18 protein-coding genes and 1 tRNA gene are annotated in these 16,471 nt (G+C 65.9%); 12 read left to right on the forward strand and 7 right to left on the reverse strand.

Annotated features, from left to right (window positions below; genetic code table 11):
• Window positions 1-6: 6 nt before the first annotated feature.
• The 9 genes from NSE01_RS16085 to NSE01_RS16120 all read left to right on the forward strand — a co-directional run bounded on the left by NSE01_RS16085 (window position 7) and on the right by NSE01_RS16120 (window position 7,309).
• Window positions 7-83, forward strand: a tRNA-His gene (locus NSE01_RS16085).
• A 148-nt stretch (window positions 84-231) separates the two neighbouring features.
• Window positions 232-960 carry a heme ABC transporter permease CcmC gene (gene ccmC / locus NSE01_RS16090; RefSeq protein WP_147160672.1) on the forward strand — a complete coding sequence of 243 codons (729 nt, stop codon included), beginning with the start codon at window positions 232-234 and terminating at the stop codon, window positions 958-960.
• 11 nt (window positions 961-971) lie between these two features.
• Window positions 972-1,112: a hypothetical protein gene (locus NSE01_RS21350; protein WP_170233874.1), complete on the forward strand. Its 141-nt coding sequence runs from the start codon at window positions 972-974 to the stop codon at window positions 1,110-1,112.
• Window positions 1,109-1,579: a cytochrome c maturation protein CcmE gene (gene ccmE, locus NSE01_RS16095; protein WP_147160673.1), complete on the forward strand. Its 471-nt coding sequence runs from the start codon at window positions 1,109-1,111 to the stop codon at window positions 1,577-1,579. The genes NSE01_RS21350 and ccmE overlap by 4 nt, the downstream gene beginning before the upstream one ends.
• A 12-nt stretch (window positions 1,580-1,591) precedes the next feature.
• Window positions 1,592-3,541, forward strand: a complete 1,950-nt coding sequence (locus NSE01_RS16100; RefSeq protein WP_147160674.1) for a heme lyase CcmF/NrfE family subunit — start codon at window positions 1,592-1,594, stop codon at window positions 3,539-3,541.
• A complete protein-coding gene (locus tag NSE01_RS16105) occupies window positions 3,538-4,095 on the forward strand; it encodes a DsbE family thiol:disulfide interchange protein (RefSeq protein WP_147160675.1) in 558 nt (185 codons plus the stop codon). Before NSE01_RS16100 ends, NSE01_RS16105 begins: the two co-directional genes overlap by 4 nt.
• Window positions 4,095-4,511, forward strand: coding sequence for a cytochrome c-type biogenesis protein (locus NSE01_RS16110; protein WP_147160676.1), 417 nt, complete (start codon window positions 4,095-4,097; stop codon window positions 4,509-4,511). The genes NSE01_RS16105 and NSE01_RS16110 overlap by 1 nt, the downstream gene beginning before the upstream one ends.
• A complete protein-coding gene (locus NSE01_RS16115; protein ID WP_147160677.1) occupies window positions 4,508-5,200 on the forward strand; it encodes a tetratricopeptide repeat protein in 693 nt (230 codons plus the stop codon). The genes NSE01_RS16110 and NSE01_RS16115 overlap by 4 nt, the downstream gene beginning before the upstream one ends.
• Window positions 5,201-5,368: 168 nt before the next feature.
• The gene (locus NSE01_RS16120) at window positions 5,369-7,309 is read left to right on the forward strand and encodes a potassium transporter Kup (RefSeq protein ID WP_147160678.1); all 1,941 of its coding nucleotides are present in this window, start codon (window positions 5,369-5,371) and stop codon (window positions 7,307-7,309) included.
• Between the two features lie 144 nt (window positions 7,310-7,453).
• Here the strand turns inward: NSE01_RS16120 and NSE01_RS16125 are convergent, their stop codons facing one another.
• From NSE01_RS16125 to NSE01_RS16150, 6 genes are all read right to left on the reverse strand, one after another.
• Window positions 7,454-8,026 carry a urate hydroxylase PuuD gene (locus NSE01_RS16125; protein WP_147160679.1) on the reverse strand — a complete coding sequence of 191 codons (573 nt, stop codon included), beginning with the start codon at window positions 8,024-8,026 and terminating at the stop codon, window positions 7,454-7,456.
• A 112-nt stretch (window positions 8,027-8,138) separates the two neighbouring features.
• Window positions 8,139-8,792 (reverse strand): inner membrane-spanning protein YciB, encoded by a 654-nt coding sequence (locus NSE01_RS16130; protein ID WP_147160680.1) that lies wholly within the window; start codon window positions 8,790-8,792, stop codon window positions 8,139-8,141.
• Window positions 8,789-9,742, reverse strand: coding sequence for a signal recognition particle-docking protein FtsY (gene ftsY, locus NSE01_RS16135; protein ID WP_147160681.1), 954 nt, complete (start codon window positions 9,740-9,742; stop codon window positions 8,789-8,791). Before ftsY ends, NSE01_RS16130 begins: the two co-directional genes overlap by 4 nt.
• On the reverse strand, window positions 9,739-10,926 hold the full coding sequence (locus tag NSE01_RS16140) for a MiaB/RimO family radical SAM methylthiotransferase (RefSeq protein WP_147160682.1): 1,188 nt from the start codon (window positions 10,924-10,926) through the stop codon (window positions 9,739-9,741). Before NSE01_RS16140 ends, ftsY begins: the two co-directional genes overlap by 4 nt.
• On the reverse strand, window positions 10,923-11,732 hold the full coding sequence (gene dapF, locus NSE01_RS16145) for a diaminopimelate epimerase (RefSeq protein ID WP_147160683.1): 810 nt from the start codon (window positions 11,730-11,732) through the stop codon (window positions 10,923-10,925). Before dapF ends, NSE01_RS16140 begins: the two co-directional genes overlap by 4 nt.
• A 40-nt stretch (window positions 11,733-11,772) precedes the next feature.
• Window positions 11,773-13,428: a putative bifunctional diguanylate cyclase/phosphodiesterase gene (locus NSE01_RS16150; protein WP_147160684.1), complete on the reverse strand. Its 1,656-nt coding sequence runs from the start codon at window positions 13,426-13,428 to the stop codon at window positions 11,773-11,775.
• A gap of 280 nt (window positions 13,429-13,708) precedes the next feature.
• On the opposite strand from NSE01_RS16150, the gene ffh reads away from it, so the two are divergent.
• The 3 genes from ffh to rimM are packed head-to-tail and all read left to right on the forward strand — an operon-like array spanning window position 13,709 to window position 16,218.
• Complete coding sequence (gene ffh, locus NSE01_RS16155; RefSeq protein ID WP_147160685.1) at window positions 13,709-15,220, forward strand: signal recognition particle protein; 1,512 nt, start codon at window positions 13,709-13,711, stop codon at window positions 15,218-15,220.
• Window positions 15,221-15,261: 41 nt separating this feature from the next.
• Window positions 15,262-15,711, forward strand: coding sequence for a 30S ribosomal protein S16 (gene rpsP / locus NSE01_RS16160; RefSeq protein ID WP_147160686.1), 450 nt, complete (start codon window positions 15,262-15,264; stop codon window positions 15,709-15,711).
• Window positions 15,712-15,717: 6 nt separating this feature from the next.
• The gene (gene rimM, locus NSE01_RS16165; RefSeq protein WP_147160687.1) at window positions 15,718-16,218 is read left to right on the forward strand and encodes a ribosome maturation factor RimM; all 501 of its coding nucleotides are present in this window, start codon (window positions 15,718-15,720) and stop codon (window positions 16,216-16,218) included.
• Here the strand turns inward: rimM and NSE01_RS16170 are convergent.
• Window positions 16,203-16,409: a hypothetical protein gene (locus NSE01_RS16170; RefSeq protein WP_147160688.1), complete on the reverse strand. Its 207-nt coding sequence runs from the start codon at window positions 16,407-16,409 to the stop codon at window positions 16,203-16,205. The two genes, rimM and NSE01_RS16170, sit on opposite strands and share 16 nt — an antisense overlap.
• Between the last annotated feature and the right edge of the window lie 62 nt (window positions 16,410-16,471).

Genomic DNA, 16,471 nt, shown 5'->3' on the forward strand with positions numbered 1-16,471 from the left:
CCTGTGGCGATCGTAGCTCAGTTGGTTAGAGCGCCGGTTTGTGGTACCGGAGGTCGTGGGTTCGAACCCCATCGGTCGCCCCATTTCTCCCCATCGAGAGACATATCTCGTCCCTGCACCTTGGTTCAGGCGCGCTAACCCCTTGCTCCCTATGCGGGCAGGTGGCAGAGGTAAGCCTTGCAAGGACAGGTTCGACTGCCCTGCCGAGTTTACGGACGTACCTGTCAGCCCATGCACGGCTTTGCCAATCCTGCCCGTTTCCTGCGCATGGCGCGCTGGCTGATGCCGCTGATGCTGGTGCCGGGTCTGATCCTTGCTTTCGGTGCCGTGGCCTGGGGCCTGTTCATGGTCCCGCCGGACCGGCTGATGGGCCAGACGGTGCGGATTCTCTTCATTCACGTTCCCTCGGCATGGCTTGGCATGGCCGGCTGGTCGACCATCGCGATCGCCAGCCTCGTCGAACTCGTCTGGCGCCATCCGCTTGCGGGAATCGCCGCCCGCGCGGCCGCCGTGCCGGGCGCTGCCTTCACGGCGATCTGCCTCGCCACCGGCTCGATCTGGGCGCGGCCGACCTGGGGCACCTGGTGGGTGTGGGATGGCCGGCTGACCAGCTTCCTCATCCTCCTGTTCCTCTATTTCGGCTATATCGCGCTTGCCGGCGCCGCGCAGCGCGATGCTGCGGCAGGTGAGGGGGCGAGCCGCGTTACCGCGATCTTCGGCCTCGTCGGCGCGGTCAACATCCCGATCATCAACCGCTCGGTGGTGTGGTGGAACAGCTTGCACCAGCCGCCGTCGATCACTGCGGGCAAGTCGTCCATCGACGCCGCGTTCCTCTACCCGCTGCTGATTGCGGCGCTGGGCTTCACCCTGATCTTCGGCGGGCTCGTGCTGGCGCGCATGCGCATGCTGCTTGCCGAAATCCAGACCGAGGCGCGTCTGCGCCGCAAGGCGATGGCATAAGCGGGCTCCTGATGCACGAACGTCTCGATCAATGGCATTTTGTGGTGGCGGCACTCGCCATCGGGGTGATTGGCACTCTGGTCCTTGTTGGCTGGACGCTGCTTGCCATGCGCCGCGCTGAAGCGCGCCGGGACAAGGCTCGCGGCAAATGAACACGCAGACAAAGCCCCCCATGATCAAGGCAAAGCATCAGCGCCTCGTGCTGATCGTCTTCGCAGTGGCCGCGCTGATCGGCGCAGGGCTGCTCGCCGCCTATGCGCTCAGCAAGCAGGCTGCCTACTTCTACCTGCCGAGCGAACTCGTGGCGAAGCCGCCTGAAGCCGGCCGCGCGGTGCGCCTCGGCGGCATGGTCGAAAAGGGCTCGATCAAGACGCAGCCCGATGGCGTGACGATCAATTTCTTCGTCAAGGACGACAAGGCCCGCGTGCCCGTCCGCTTCTCCGGCATCACCCCCGATCTCTTCGTCGAAGGCTCGGGCGTTGTCGCGGAAGGGCGCATGGAGGGCACCACCTTCGTCGCCGACAACCTCCTCGCCAAGCATGACGAGAAGTATGTCCCGCGCGAAATGAAGAACATGAGCACGGCTGAGGCCAAGGCCGTGATCTCGGAGACGAAATGATCGCTGAACCCCATGATTGCTGAGCTGGGTCTTGCCGTGCTGTGGATGGCGGCGGCGCTTGCCGTGCTCCAGTTGGTTGCTGGCGCGCTCGCGCTTCGGCCAGCCACTGCGCATCTCGCTGGCGTGGTCCGCCCCGTTGCGATACTGCAGGGCGCGCTGGTCGCCTGCGCCTTCGCCGCACTGATCTGGCTGTTCCTGAGCACCGACTTGTCGGTCAAGCTCGTTGCGGAAAACAGCCATTCGGCGAAACCGTTCATCTTCAAGCTGGCGGGCACCTGGGGCAACCACGAAGGCTCGATGCTGATGTGGGTGACGATCATGAGCCTTGCGGGCGGTTTCGTCGCGCTCATCGAAAAGCGCCTGCCTGAAAACACGCTGATCGCCACGCTGGCCGGTCAGGCCTTCGTCAGCCTTGGCTTCTATGCGTTCCTTTTGCTCGCCTCGAACCCGTTCGAGCGCCTGCCGGAGCCCGCGCCTGAAGGGGCCGGGCTCAATCCGCTGCTGCAGGACATCGGCCTCGCCTTCCATCCGCCCACGCTCTACGTCGGCTATGTCGGCCTCTCGATCGCGTTCAGCTTCGCGATTGGTGCGCTCGTCACGCGCGATGTCGGCCCCGCGTTCGCCCGCGCGATGCGTCCGTGGGTGCTCGGCGCGTGGATCTTCCTCACGCTCGGCATCACCGCCGGTTCGTACTGGGCCTACTACACGCTCGGCTGGGGCGGTTGGTGGTTCTGGGACCCGGTAGAGAACGCCTCGCTGATGCCGTGGCTCGCCGCCACCGCGCTGCTTCATTCGTGCAGCGTGCTCGCCGCGCGCAATGCGCTGCGCACGTGGACGGTGATGCTCGGCGTGGTTGCCTTCTCGATGTCGATGGTGGGCACCTTCCTCGTCCGCTCGGGCATTCTCACCTCGGTCCACGCCTTCGCGGTCGATCCCACGCGCGGCACTTTCATCCTCGCGCTGCTGGCGATCTACATCGGCGGCGCGCTGCTCCTCTTCGGCCTGCGCGCCAGCACCGTAACCGAAGGCGCGCGCTTTGCTGTGTTCAGCCGCGAATCGAGCCTTGTGTTCAACAACGTGATGCTCTGCGGCATTCTCGGCATCGTCCTCGTCGGCACGCTTTATCCGCTGCTGACCGAGGCGATGGGCGTGAAGGTCTCGGTCGGCCCGCCCTATTTCAACCCGGTCTCGTCCGTCTTCGCGATCCCGATGATGATGGTCATGGCGGTTGGCCCCGTGCTGCGCTGGCGTGAGGACAAGGGTGGCCGGATCACCTGGCAAGTCGCCGTGCCCGCGCTGGTGTCCGCCGCCGCGCTGCTCGCCGTCGAACTGATCTTCGCTCCGATCAACTTGCTGCCCGCGCTCGGCCTCGCCATCGCGCCGGGTCTTGCGGTCGCCTCCTTCCAGCCGCTCGTCGGCCGCAACCTGCGCCGCACGCCGCTGCCGATCTATGGCATGGTGGTCGCGCACTTCGGCATCGCCGTCGCCTTGTTCGGCATGGCAAGCGAAGGCGCTTTCTCGACCGAGCGCCTCGCCGCGATGAACCCCGGCGACAGCCAGCAGGTTGGCCCGTTCAAGGTCACGCTGCAGGATATCGGCCCCATCGCCGGCCCCAACTGGACCGCGCTCGAAGCCACCGTCTCCGCCAGCTATTCGGGCGGTGAGCCGACCATTCTCCATCCGCAGGCGCGCACTTTTGCCAATCCCCCGGGCAACCGCACCGAAAGCGCGCTGCTCACCCGTTGGAACGGCCAGCTCTATGCGGTGCTCGGCGAAGAGGGTGACGATGGGCGCTGGCAGATGCGCTTCTGGTGGAAGCCCTTCGTGCCGATGATCTGGTATGGCGGCGCACTTGTCGCGCTCGGCGGTCTGCTTGCCCTCCTTGGCCGCGTTGCGCGCGATGTGAAGCGGCTCGTGGCTGTCGACAAGATCGCCTACCGCCGCGAAAGGCAGGGCCGATGAGCGAGCCTGTCCCGAGCAAGCGTCCGGGCATCGCCGTCTGGCTCCCGCTGGGCCTGTTTGCCGCCTTCCTCGTGCTCGTCGTGGTCGGGCTCTACTGGCCAGCTGACCGCGAGGTTTCGAGCGCCTTCATCGGCAAGCCGCTCCCCGCCTTCGATCTGCCGCCCGCTTCGGAGGACCGCCCCGGCCTCGCCACCACGGTGTTCAAGCAGGATGGCAAGCCGCGCCTCCTCAATGTCTTCGCCAGCTGGTGCTTCCCCTGCAAGGTCGAGGCGCCACAGCTCGCCGCGCTGGCGCAGCAGGGCGTGGAGATCGACGGCGTTGCCATTCGCGATCGCAAGGAGGATGTCGCCGGCTTCCTCAAGCAATACGGCAATCCCTTCAAGCGCATCGGCAAGGATGATCTCAGCCAGGTACAGCTCGCCATCGGCTCCTCCGGCGTGCCCGAGACGTTCGTTATCGATGGCAAGGGGATCATCCGCTACCAGCACATCGGCGATATCCGGCAGGAAGACATCCCGCTGATCCTGCGCAAGCTGGCGGAGGCAGGTCAGTGATGCGCGGTCTGCTGCTCGCCTTGCTGGCATTGTTCGCACTGTCGGCGCCCCTTGCCGCGCAGGATATGCTCCCGCCCGCGCCCTATGCCTACAAGCAGCTGGCGGACCCCAAGCAGGAAGCCAAGGCGCAGGCGCTGATGGAGACGCTGCGCTGCCTCAAGTGCCAGAGCCAGTCGATCGCCGATTCCGATGCGCCGATGGCCGGCGACATGCGCCATCAGGTGCGCACCCGCATCGCCGCCGGTGAGGATCCCGAGGCGATCCGCCAGTGGCTGATCGAGCGCTATGGCGATTACGTGAGCTACACGCCGCAGGTGAAGCCGATCACGTGGCCGCTGTTCGCCGCGCCGCTCCTGTTCCTCGCGCTGGCGGCGTTCCTGCTGCGCGGCCGTTTTCGCCGGAGGAAGGGCGCATGACCTGGGTCTTCATTCTCGTCATCGCGGTGCTTGTCCTCGGCGTGATGATCTTCGTGCTAAAACTGCCGCGCACCGGCTGGGAAATCACCGCCGCCGCGCTGCTATTCGGCGTTTCGGGCTATGCGCTGCAAGGCCATCCCGGCCTTGCCGGTGCCCCGCAGGCCCCGGTCGAAAACGCCAAGCTCGCCGATCAGACGCTCATCAAGGAACGCCAGCAGATGGGCGCCGCCTTCGGGCAGGGCCAGTCGTGGCTCATCCTCGCCGATGCGCTGACCCGGCAGGGCCAGTTCGGCGCGGCATCCGAAATCCTGCGCAAGGCCATCGCCAAGTCGCCCAACGATGCGGACTTGTGGGTTGCGCTCGGCAACACCCTCGTCGGTCACACCGATGGCGTGATGACGCCCGCCGCGCAATTCGCGTTCCAGAAGGCGGCGAACATCGCGCCGGATCATCCCGGCCCGCCGTTCTTCATGGGCCTTGCGCTCGCGCAGGGCGGACGACTTGCCGAGGCGCGGGCGCTCTGGGCCGAGCTCCTCGCGCGCTCTCCTGCCGATGCACCCTACCGTGCCGACCTGCAGGAACGGCTCCAGCGGCTCGACTCGATGATCGCGGAACAGGCCCAGATGCAGGGGGCTGTGCAGGGCGCTCCGGCTGTACCGCCACCCGGCACCAAGTCTTCGCAGCAGTAATGCCTGTTTTTCAGTAACTTGACCTGCCGCAGCGGCGTTACTGACAGTGCTGTGCATCCCATTGCGAGCGCCATGGGCCGGTGCTAAAGCGCGCCGCCGTCCGGGGTCGATTGTGCTATTGTGCCATGATCTCGGTGGTTTGGGCCAAGGCCCGGGGGCTTGCTGACAATGAACGAAGCCGTGGTTGACGCAGCACCCGAGAGCGGAGCCCCGTGCGCCGCGGATGCGTCAGTGCCAGCAGTGAAGCAAGTCGGCGCGCTCGGCCTTGCGGTCGGCGCGATCGGTGTCGTTTTCGGTGATATCGGCACCAGCCCGCTCTACGCGCTGCGCGATACCTTTGCCGGGCACCATCCCCTCCCGCTCGACCGGCTGCACATCTTCGGCATCGTCAGCCTGATGTTCTGGTCGATGATGCTGATCGTGACGCTCAAGTACGTCACGGTCATCATGCGCGCGGACAACAAGGGTTCGGGCGGCAGCCTCGCGCTTCTCGCGCTGATCAATCAGCAGGGCACGGGGCGCCGTTGGGGCAAGGGCGTGGTCCTGCTCGGTGTGCTCGCCACGGCGCTGTTCTACAGCGATTCGATGCTCACGCCGGCCGTCTCGATCATGAGCGCGGTCGAGGGCATCTCGGTCTACAACGGCTCGCTGCATGGCGTGGTCGTGCCGCTCGTGGTCGCCATCGTGATCGCGCTGTTCGTCATCAAGAGCCAGCATACCGGCTCGCGCATCAACTGGGCATCGCGCTGGGCGGGGCCGTTCATGCTGCTCTACTTCGCCACGATCTCGCTGCTCGGCCTGCGCAGCATCGCGCAGGATCCGGGCGTCATCTTCGCGCTCTCGCCGCAGTGGGCGCTGGCTATGTTCATGGCCGATCCGTGGCACGGCTTCATCGCGATGGGCACCGCCGTGCTCGCGGTGACCGGGGCCGAGGCGCTCTATGCCGATATGGGCCAGTTCGGCCGAGCGCCGATCCGTGTTTCGTGGCTGGTCTTCGTGCTGCCGTCGCTGGTGTTCAACTATCTCGGGCAGGCCGCGCTGCTGCTGCGCGATCCCAGCGCGATCCACAGCCCGTTCTACCTGCTCGCACCTCCGGGCTTCGAATGGCCGCTGCTGCTGATCGCGACGACCGCTGCTGTGATTGCCGCGAAGGCCGTGATCTCGGGCGCGTTCCTCGTCACGCAGCAGGCGATCCAGCTCGGCTTCATCCCGCGCATGACGATCCGCCACACTTCCGCGAGCGCGGGCCAGATCTACATCCCCACGATCAACTGGGTGCTGATGATCGCGGTGATCGTGCTGGTGCTGGTGTTCGAGCGTTCGCGCAATCTCACCGCCGCCTATGGCATCGCGGTGACGGGTGCGATGCTGATCGACAACATCCTGCTGGCGGTGGTGCTGTTCAAGCTGTGGCGCTGGAAGCCGGTGTTCGCTGTGCCGCTGCTCGGCCTGTTCTTCGTGATCGATGCAACCTACCTCGGCGCGAACCTTGCCAAGATCCCCGATGGCGGCTGGGTGCCGCTCTTGATGGGCACGGCGATCTTCACGCTGCTTACCACCTGGTCGCGCGGGCGTACCCTGATGCGCCAGCACATGGCCGAAGGCGCGCTGCCGCTGGAGGTGTTCACCCGTTCCGCCCACACCAGCGCCGCGCGCGTGCCGGGCACCGCGGTGTTCATGGCCTCAGCGGCGGCGGGTGTGCCTTCCGCACTGCTTCACAACATCAAGCACAACAAGGTGCTGCACGAGCGCGTGGTCGTCCTCACCGTACAGATCGCCGACGTGCCGATGGTCGAGGCGTCAGACCGGGCGCAGGTCAAGGACTTCGGGCAGGGCTTCTACCGGCTGATCCTGCGCTTCGGCTTCATGGAAGAGACCGACGTTCCGGCGGCGCTGGGCAGCGTTTCAGTCTGCGGTGAACCATTCGACATGATGCGCACCAGCTTCTTCCTCTCCCGCCAGACGCTGATCCCGGCGGACGTGCCCGGCATGGCGCTGTGGCGTGAAATGCTCTTCGCGTGGATGCTGCGCAATGCAGCGGACGCGATGGGCTTCTTCCGCCTGCCGACCAACCGCGTGGTCGAACTCGGCAGCCAGCTGAAGATCTGAGGGAGCCGCTCCTCGTCATGGCGAGGAGGCTCAGCCGACGACGCCGTCCAGGGCGGCCAGAGAGCCAATCCCATCCCCCAAACGAAAACGGCGCGGGAGCCCGAAGGCACCCGCGCCGCTTGTCGGCAACCTAAAGCTGAAGGATCAGCCGAGGTTCGCGCTCACCATGCAGTAGAGCATCGGCAGCGAGAGCAGCAGGTTGGTGCGGCTGGCATAGAGCGCGCGGGGCGCCACAGCGGCCTTCTCTTCGGCGGTCGCTTCGACGATGCCGAGGATCTTCTTCTGGGCCGGCCAGATGATGAACCACACGTTGAACGCCATGATGATGGCGAGCCACATGCCGACGCCGATCAGCTTGACGTTACCTTCGCCGCTGAACATCAGCGCTTCATGGCCGTAACCGTCGACGATCGAGATGCCGAGGCCGGTAATCAGCGTCAGCAGAGCGCCGTAGCGGAAGAAGAAGAACACCTTCGGCGCGATGTGGCCGGTGATCGCGCCCTTCTGCTCGGCCGGGATCTTGGGCATGGTCGGCACCTGCACGAAGTTCAGGTAGTAGAGCAGGCCGATCCACAGGATGCCGAAGAAGGCGTGCGCCCAGCGAAACAACGAATTGCCGTCAACCGGCGCGCTGGCGTGGAACGCGATCATCACGCCGATCGCGGCGGCAAGGCCGACCACGAGGACGAGATGAAGATTTCCGAAGAACTTTGCCATTTATGTTTCCCCCGAAGAGATGGTTTTTGATGGCTGTCCGGCCACCCAGCCGGTCCGCAGTGGTTCATATGCGGGAAAAGGCCCGCTTGTCATTGCATTTTAGTGCGAGGCATTAACCAGTTGGCGGGTTCTGTTCGACCTCCGCCTCAGCTTCCTCGCCAAGGCCATGCCGCAGCAGCATCGGGATCTGGGCGAAGGTGAACAGGAACGAGAGCGCGCTCACCCCCCACAGCTTCACGAGCAGCCAGGTGTCGAACGACACAACGTGGCGCAGCACTTCGTTGAGACCGGCGAGGAACAGGAAGAACCACGCCCAGTTGCGTGAAAGCTTGAGCCAGCCTTCCTCAGAAAGCCCGTCGAACGCGCTTTGCAGCAGGGTGCGCAGCATCGCCTTGCCGCGGAACAGGCCGCCAAACAGGGCGGCAGAAAACAGCAGGTAGATCGCGGTCGGCTTGATCTGGATCCACACCGGATCGCCGAGGAACACCGTCAGCGAACCGAAGCCCACGATCAGGATGGTCGAGAGCCATAGCATCGGTGAGATATGGCCCAGCCGCCACTTCGAGATCACCAGCGCCGCCACAGTCGCGGCCATGAACACCACGGTCGACTTGGTGACAGCCACGACCGCACCAAGGCTCTGGCTGCCTGCATCTTTCGGGCTGAACCAGCGGTAGGCGAGGAAGAACACCAGCAGCGGCCCGTAATCGACCAGCAGGTTGATCCAGGAGGACTTGGGGGCGGATTTGGGCTTGCTGTCGTTCACCGCAGCACTCCTGCGATCACCTTGGCGACAAGGTCGGGATCGAACGGGCGCAAGTCGTCGATCTTTTCGCCAACGCCGATGGCGTGGATGGGGAGGCCATACTGCTCCGCCGCCGCGACCAGCACGCCGCCGCGCGCAGTGCCGTCTAGCTTGGTCATGATGAGGCCCGAAACGCCAGCCACTTCCTTGAAGATCTCGATCTGCTGCAGCGCGTTCTGCCCGTTGGTCGCATCGAGCACCAGCACCACATCATGCGGCGCTTCCGGATTGAGCCGGCCCAGCACGCGGCGCACCTTGGCAAGCTCGTCCATCAGCTCGCGCTTGTTGTGCAGCCGGCCCGCGGTGTCGACGATCAGCGCGTCGATGCCCTTGTCGGTCGCGGCCTTCACCGCGTCGAACACGATGGAAGCCGGATCGCCCCCTTCCGCGCCCGAGACGATCTCGATGCCCAGCCGGTCCGCCCACACGCGCAGCTGGCCGATCGCGGCGGCGCGGAAGGTATCGCCCGCCGCCAGCATCACCGAATAGTCCTGCTCCTGAAACAGGTGTGCCAGCTTGGCGATGGTCGTCGTCTTGCCCGAACCGTTGACCCCGATCACCAGGATCACCTGCGGGCGCGGGAAGGCGATGATCTCGAGCGGCTTGGCCACCGGGCGCAGGATCGCCGCGATTTCCCCGGCGACGGCTTCGGCCAGCGCAGCCTCGTCCACGCCCTTCTCGAAGCGAGTGGACGCGAGTTTCTCGCGGATGCGCCCGGCAGCGCGCGGGCCAAGGTCCGAGAGGATCAGCGCGTCCTCAAGGTCATCGAGCTGCGCATCGCTGAGGCGCGTGCCTCCCGCGAGGCCTGCGAGGTTCTCGGTCAGGCGTTCGGATGTCTTGCGCAGGCCGCCGAGCAGGCGATCCGTCCAGCCACCTGCCTCGTTCGTGGTTGCGCTCTCGTCGGGGGTCATTCCAGCAGGCCTTCGCGGATACGGGTCGGGGTCAGCGTCAAGAGTGTGCCCGGCGCGGTGCCATCAGGCAGCCGGTAGGGCGCGAATTCGGGGGAATGGCCGGTTCCGTCGCGCTCGGCAAGCACTTCGCGCGGCACGCCCACCAGACTTTCCAGCCAGCGCGCGCGGGTCGCGGCCACCGCGGCACGCACTTCGGCGGCCCGCTCGCGCACCAGCGGCGGCGGCACCTGCGGCATGCGCGCGGCGGGGGTGCCGGGGCGGGGAGAGTAGGGGAACACGTGGCCATGCACGATCCCGCAGTCCTCGACGATGGCGACATTGGCCGCATGCATTGCCTCATCCTCGGTCGGAAATCCGGCGATGAGGTCCGCGCCGATGGCGATATCGGGCCGCGCGCTGCGCAGCCGCTCAGACAGGGCGACAGCCTCCTCCCGCGTATGGCGGCGCTTCATGCGCTTGAGAGTCAGATCGTGCCCAGCCTGCAGCGAAAGGTGCACATGCGGCATCACCCGCGCCTCGCCGGTGATCAGCTCGAACAGCAGTTCGTCGATTTCCACGCCGTCGAGCGAGGAGAGCCGGAGGCGGGGGAGGGCAGGGAACTCGGCAAGGATAGCGGCGACCAGATCGCCCAACCTCTGGCCATCGGGCAGGTCCGCGCCCCAGCCGGTTACGTCCACGCCCGTCAGCACCACTTCCCGCGCGCCCGCTGCGAGGTGGCTTTCGACCACTCGCAGCACTGCGCCGATCGGCTGCGATACGCTCTTCCCGCGCCCCTCGGGGATGATGCAGAACGTGCAGGCATGATCGCACCCCGTCTGCACCGGCACGAATGCGCGGGTATGGCGAGACGCCGTGGGAGGGGCGGGTGTGATCAGAGCAGGTCGCGCCTGCCACGCCGCCGCGTCCAGCTTCACCGCATTCGCCACCACGCCGTCCACTTCCGGCATTTGGGTGAAGTCGTCCGGCGTGATCGTCGCGGCACAGCCGGTCACCAGCAGCCGCGCATCGGGGTTGGCCGCGCGCAGCCGCCGCACTGCCCTGCGCGATTGCCGCACGGCTTCGGCCGTCACGGCGCACGAATTGACCACGACCGTGCGCTGCGCCGCGCCGTCGATCAGGCTGCGGATCGCCTCGCTCTCGGCCAGGTTGAGCCGGCAGCCGAGCGTCACCACGCTATCGCTCACAGCGGATATGCATCCTCATCGAAGCTGCCGGCAAAGCTGAAGGCGGCAGGTCCCGTCATCAGGATCGAGCCGCCCGCCTGCCACGCGATTTCCAGCGGACCGCCCGGCAGGTCCACACGCACCGGGCCCGTCACCAGCTTCCGCCTGATCGCCAGCACCGCCGCCGCGCAGGCGCCTGTCCCGCAGGCTCGGGTCAAGCCGGCCCCGCGCTCCCACACGCGCAGCTTGATGTGGCGCGGCCCCAGGACTGAGGCGACGCCGACATTCACCTTCTCCGGAAACAGCGGATCGGTTTCGATCATCGGCCCCAGCCGCGCAAGATCGACCGCATCCACGTCGGGCACGAAGAACACCACGTGCGGATTGCCCACATTCACCGCCGCCGGATTATCCAGCTCTTCCCAGCCAACCGGCATGGACAGGGTATCCATCGCATAGGCCAGCGGGATTTCGTCCCAGCCGAACCTTGCCGGACCCATATCGACACTGGCGCCGCCCGCGGTTGCCGTCGCGGTGATCGTCCCGCCCAGCGTCTCGATCCGCTGCGCGCCGCCCAGCAGCAGGCCAACCGCGCGTGAGGCATTGCCGCAGGCTTCCACTTCGCTGCCATCGGCGTTGAAGATGCGCATGCGCACATTGGCGGCGGATGAAGGCTCCAGCACGATCAGCTGGTCGCAGCCGATCCCGGTGCGCCGATCGGCAAGCGCAGCGGCCCGCGCGGCGGACATTGCCACGGGCTCCGCTCGCGCGTCGATCACGATGAAATCGTTGCCGAGGCCGTGCATCTTGTGAAAAGCGACAGACATGGCGCCCGTCTAAGACTCTGCGCCGCCGGGCGCAACGGGTTCAGGCGCTGCGCGCGTTCGGCGTTTCAGGTGCCGGATCGCTGTCTGTCACGCTCGTCAGCAGGCCTTGTGCCGCCAGTTCGCGCCGCACCGCCTCTGCCGAAGCCGGCTGGCCATAGAGATAGCCCTGACCCTTGAACTGGCCGAACCGGCGCAATGCGCTGAGCACTTCTGCGCTTTCAACGCCTTCTGCGGTGATCGGCAGCGCCATTCCCCGGCCAAGCGAGGAGATCGCCTCGACAATCGAAGCGCTGTCCGCACTGCGCGCCAAAGAAGAAACGAAGCTGCGGTCGATCTTGATCCGGTCGAACGGCAGCGTGCGCAATTGGGCAAGGCTCGAATAGCCGGTGCCGAAATCGTCGAGACTGATGCGGATGCCCTGGTTCTTCAGGCTGGTGATGAGCGAGCGGACCACCGCGATGTTCTCGTGCAGGCAGGTCTCGGTAATCTCGATCTCCAGCCGGGTCGGCGGGAAATTCGCCGCGACCAGCAGCTTCAGCAGGCGCTGGGCAAACCACGGATCCCGCAGCTGCAGCGGCGAGATGTTGACCGAAAGCGTAAGGCTCGCATCCCACGCCTTGGCATCTTCCAGCGCCATCGTGATGAGGGTTTCGGAAAGCTCGGCGATCAGGCCGATCTCTTCGGCCACCGGGATGAACACTTCCGGGCCCACCATGCCGTGGCGCGGGGATATCCAGCGGGCGAGCATCTCGAAGCCGGTGATCTCGCCCGATTCGAGGTCGATCTGCTTTTCGTAGTACGGCACGAATTCGCCGCGCTTCAGGCCCTCGCGGATGCCCTGCTCAAGCTCGCCGCGGAAGCGCAGTTCCTTTTCCATGCTCTGTTCGAACCACGCGAAGCGGTTCCGCCCGCGCCGCTTGGCCTGATACATCGCAAGGTCTGCACGGTGGAGCAGATCCTGCGCCACCTGCGCCGAACTGTGGACCGCGCCGCCCGCGCCCTGCGCAATGCCGATCGAAGCCGTGACTTCCGCGCGCAGCCCGCCCGAAACGATCGGTTCGGCCAGGCCATTGTTGATCCGCACAGCCAACCGCTCGATCGCGCTTTCGCTGCCCGTCGCGAAAATTGCGGCGCAGATGAATTCATCGCCGCCGAGCCGCGCGACGATGGCGCGGGGCGGCATCAGGGCCTCGATCCGGCGCGCGGTCTCCACCAGTACTGCATCGCCCACCTTGTGGCCGAGCAGGTCGTTGGAGCGTTTGAACTTGTCGAGGTCGATCATCATGACCGCCACGCCTTCATTGCACTCCGCTGCCTCGTCGATCAGCCCGGCGATCGCCTCGTCAAGGCTGCGGCGATTGAGGCAGCCGGTCAGCGCGTCGGTGCGCGCCAACCGCGTCGCGTTTTCCTCGGCCTTGCGGCGTTCGGTGATTTCGGTCTGCAATTCGGCATAGCGGCGCCAGCCGAAGATCAGCAGCGCGATGTTGAGGATGAGGGCATTGGTTAGCAGCACGTCCGGGCTGCCGACACCGTAGATCCAACTGCGGACAATGCCGGTCATCACGGTCGACCCGGTGCCGACGAACAGGAAAATGGCCGCAACAAGGATGCCGAGCGCGACGAGATCCCGCTCAGCGCGTTCGAGCGGTGCCGCGTGCCCCGCCTGATCAGTCTTGTCTTGCCCAGTCGTCGCCATGATCGGCTTGCTCAATTCCTTCGGGTCCGATCCGGATGTTTAGCCATCTGGCCTGAAATTTCGGTTAAGATCGTCTTGCTTTCGGGCTGCAAAGCGAAGCACTTGCCCCGCCGCGCCAATTGGCGTAAGCGCGCCCCAACTGCGATGGGCTGCATGCTCGGCGCAGGTCAGTTTTATCCCGGTTCTCCGTGATGGACGCCATACGCTGGTCGGCGAGGTTTCGCCCACCGGCGTTTTTCGCGTTTTGCCATTGGTCCACCGGGAAAAGGAGCGAAACCGCGTGTTCGATAGTCTGTCAGACCGGCTTGGAGGCGTTTTTGATCGCCTGCGCGGCCGCGGCGCGCTGCGCGAGGAAGACGTCCAGGCGGCCATGCGCGAAGTGCGCATCGCGCTGCTCGAGGCAGACGTTGCGCTCCCGGTCGTTCGCCGCTTCGTCGATTCGGTAACCGAGCAGGCCACCGGCCAGCAGGTGCTCAAGTCGGTCACACCCGGCCAGCAGGTCGTCAAGATCGTCAACGACGCGCTGGTCGAGATGCTGGGCTCGGAAACCGCCGATCTCGATCTCGCCGCCACGCCGCCCGTCGTTATCATGATGGTCGGCTTGCAGGGCTCGGGCAAGACGACGACGACCGCCAAGATCGGCAAGCTGCTCAAGGAAAAGCAGGGCAAGAAGGTCCTGATGGCCTCGCTCGACGTCAATCGTCCGGCGGCGCAGGAACAGCTTGCGGTGCTGGGCGAGCAGGCAGGCGTCGCCACGCTGCCGATCGTGGCTGGCCAGTCGCCCGTCGATATCGCCCGCCGCGCGCTCAATGCCGCGAAGCTGCAGGCGGTCGATGTGCTGATGCTCGATACCGCGGGCCGCCTCCACGTCGATCAGGCGCTGATGGACGAGATGAAGGCGGTCGCCGAAGTCTCGACCCCGCGCGAAACGCTGCTGGTGGTCGACTCGCTGACCGGTCAGGACGCGGTCAACGTCGCGCAGAACTTCGCCGGAGAGGTCAATCTCACCGGTGTCGTGCTGACCCGCATGGACGGCGATGCGCGCGGCGGTGCGGCGCTTTCGATGCGCGCCGTCACCGGCAAGCCGATCAAGTTCGCGGCGACCGGTGAAAAGCTCGACGCCATCGAGCAGTTCAACCCGGAGCGCGTCGCCGGCCGCATCCTCGGCATGGGCGATATCGTCTCCATCGTCGAAAAGGCCGCCGCGACGGTCAAGGCCGACGAGGCCGAGAAGCTCGCGCAGCGCATGGCCAAGGGTCAGTTCGACATGAACGACCTGCGCACGCAGCTTCAGCAGATGCAGCGCATGGGCGGCCTCGGCGTGCTCGCGGGCCTCATGCCCGGCATGAAGAAGGCCAAGCAGGCCATGGCCAACTCGGGCATGGACGACCGCGTGTTGCTCCACATGGATGCGATCATCGGCTCGATGACGCCCAAGGAGCGCGAGCGCCCCGAACTGCTCAACGCCAAGCGCAAGATCCGCGTCGCGAAGGGCTCCGGCACGCAGGTGCAGGACGTCAACAAGCTCATCAAGATGCACATGGAAATGGCGAAAGCCATGAAGCAGATCCGCAAGATGGGCGGGCTCAAGGGCCTCGCTGCGATGTTCGGCGCCGGTGGTCCTGGGGGCGGCATGGGCGGTCTTGGCGGCGGCGGCGATGCTGGCGGCGCTGGTCCCGGCCAGCTTCCTGGCGGCGGCATGGGGGCAGGGATGGGCGGAATGCCCGGCCTCCCCGGTTTGGGCGGCGGCAACATGCCCGCCAACCTCGGCGATCTTCTTCGGAAAAAGTGATTTCGGTTTCAGTTTCAAGTTTACTCGGAAAGGTTTGAATTATGTCGGTTTCCCTTCGTCTTTCGCGTGGCGGTTCCAAGAAGCGCCCCTACTACAAGGTCGTCGTTGCCAACAGCCGCTCGCCCCGCGACGGCGCCTACCTCGAGCAGGTCGGCACCTACAACCCGCTCCTCGCCAAGGATGATGCGAACCGCGTCCGCCTCGTCGAAGACCGCGTGCGCTACTGGCTCGGCGTTGGCGCGCAGCCGACCGACCGCGTCGCCCGCATGCTCGACAAGGCTGGCATCAAGGAACGCGCTGCCACGGTGAACCCGGCCAAGGGCGAACCCGGCAAGAAGGCCAAGGAGCGCGCTGAAGACCGCGCCAAGAAGATCGCCGAGGCCGAAGAAGCCAAGCGTGAGGCCGAAGAGGCCGCAGCTGCTGCTGCCGCTGCTCCGGCTGCCGAAGAAGCACCGGCTGAAGAAGCCGCTGCCGAACAGGCCGAAGGCTAAGTCCGCATGATTGGTCGCCCCGTCACGCTTGCCGCGATCAGCGGTGCGCATGGCGTGGGCGGCGAAGTGCGGCTCAAGCTGTTCGGGGAAGGGGTGGAGAGCCTCAAGTCCCACCTCAACGCTCACCGGGCCTTCAACGACGGTGCCCTCACGCTCACTAAGCTGCGTGATGACGGAAAGGGCGGCGCGATCGCCCGTTTCGCTGAAGTGGCAGACCGCACTGCGGCTGAAAAATTGCGCGGCACCGTGCTCACGGTGCCGCGCGCCAGCCTCCCGCCGCTGGCGGAAGGCGAATACTATTACACCGATCTGATCGGCCTCGCCGCCGTCTCGACCGAGGGTGAGGCGCTCGGCACCTGCATCGCGGTCGAGAATTTCGGTGCTGGCGATGTACTCGAAATCGAGCGCGCCAATTCCAAACGCTTCATGGTCCCCATGCGCCCCGAAGCCGTGCCCGAGTGGAACGGCGAGCGCCTGGTGATCGCAGCGGCCTACGCGGCCGACTGACAGGTCTGCGGGTCGCAGCAAGTCTCGCTGCATTTGGCCGTAACCGGCGGCGAAATGAGATCACGCACCAGCTTGCGCAGATCATCCCAAAGCGTCGGCACCGGGCGGCCATTGCGCGCCAGATCTTCGCGCGCCTGCAAGGCTGCCTTGTGGGCTTCGGCCCAACCCCGGCTCCACAGTTCATCCATCATCGCTCATCTCCATTGCTGATGGGGGCATTGTGCCGGCTCGGCGCGTGCATGGCCAACAAATG

This window comes from Novosphingobium sediminis (genome assembly GCF_007991615.1).
Classification (GTDB): domain Bacteria; phylum Pseudomonadota; class Alphaproteobacteria; order Sphingomonadales; family Sphingomonadaceae; genus Novosphingobium; species Novosphingobium sediminis.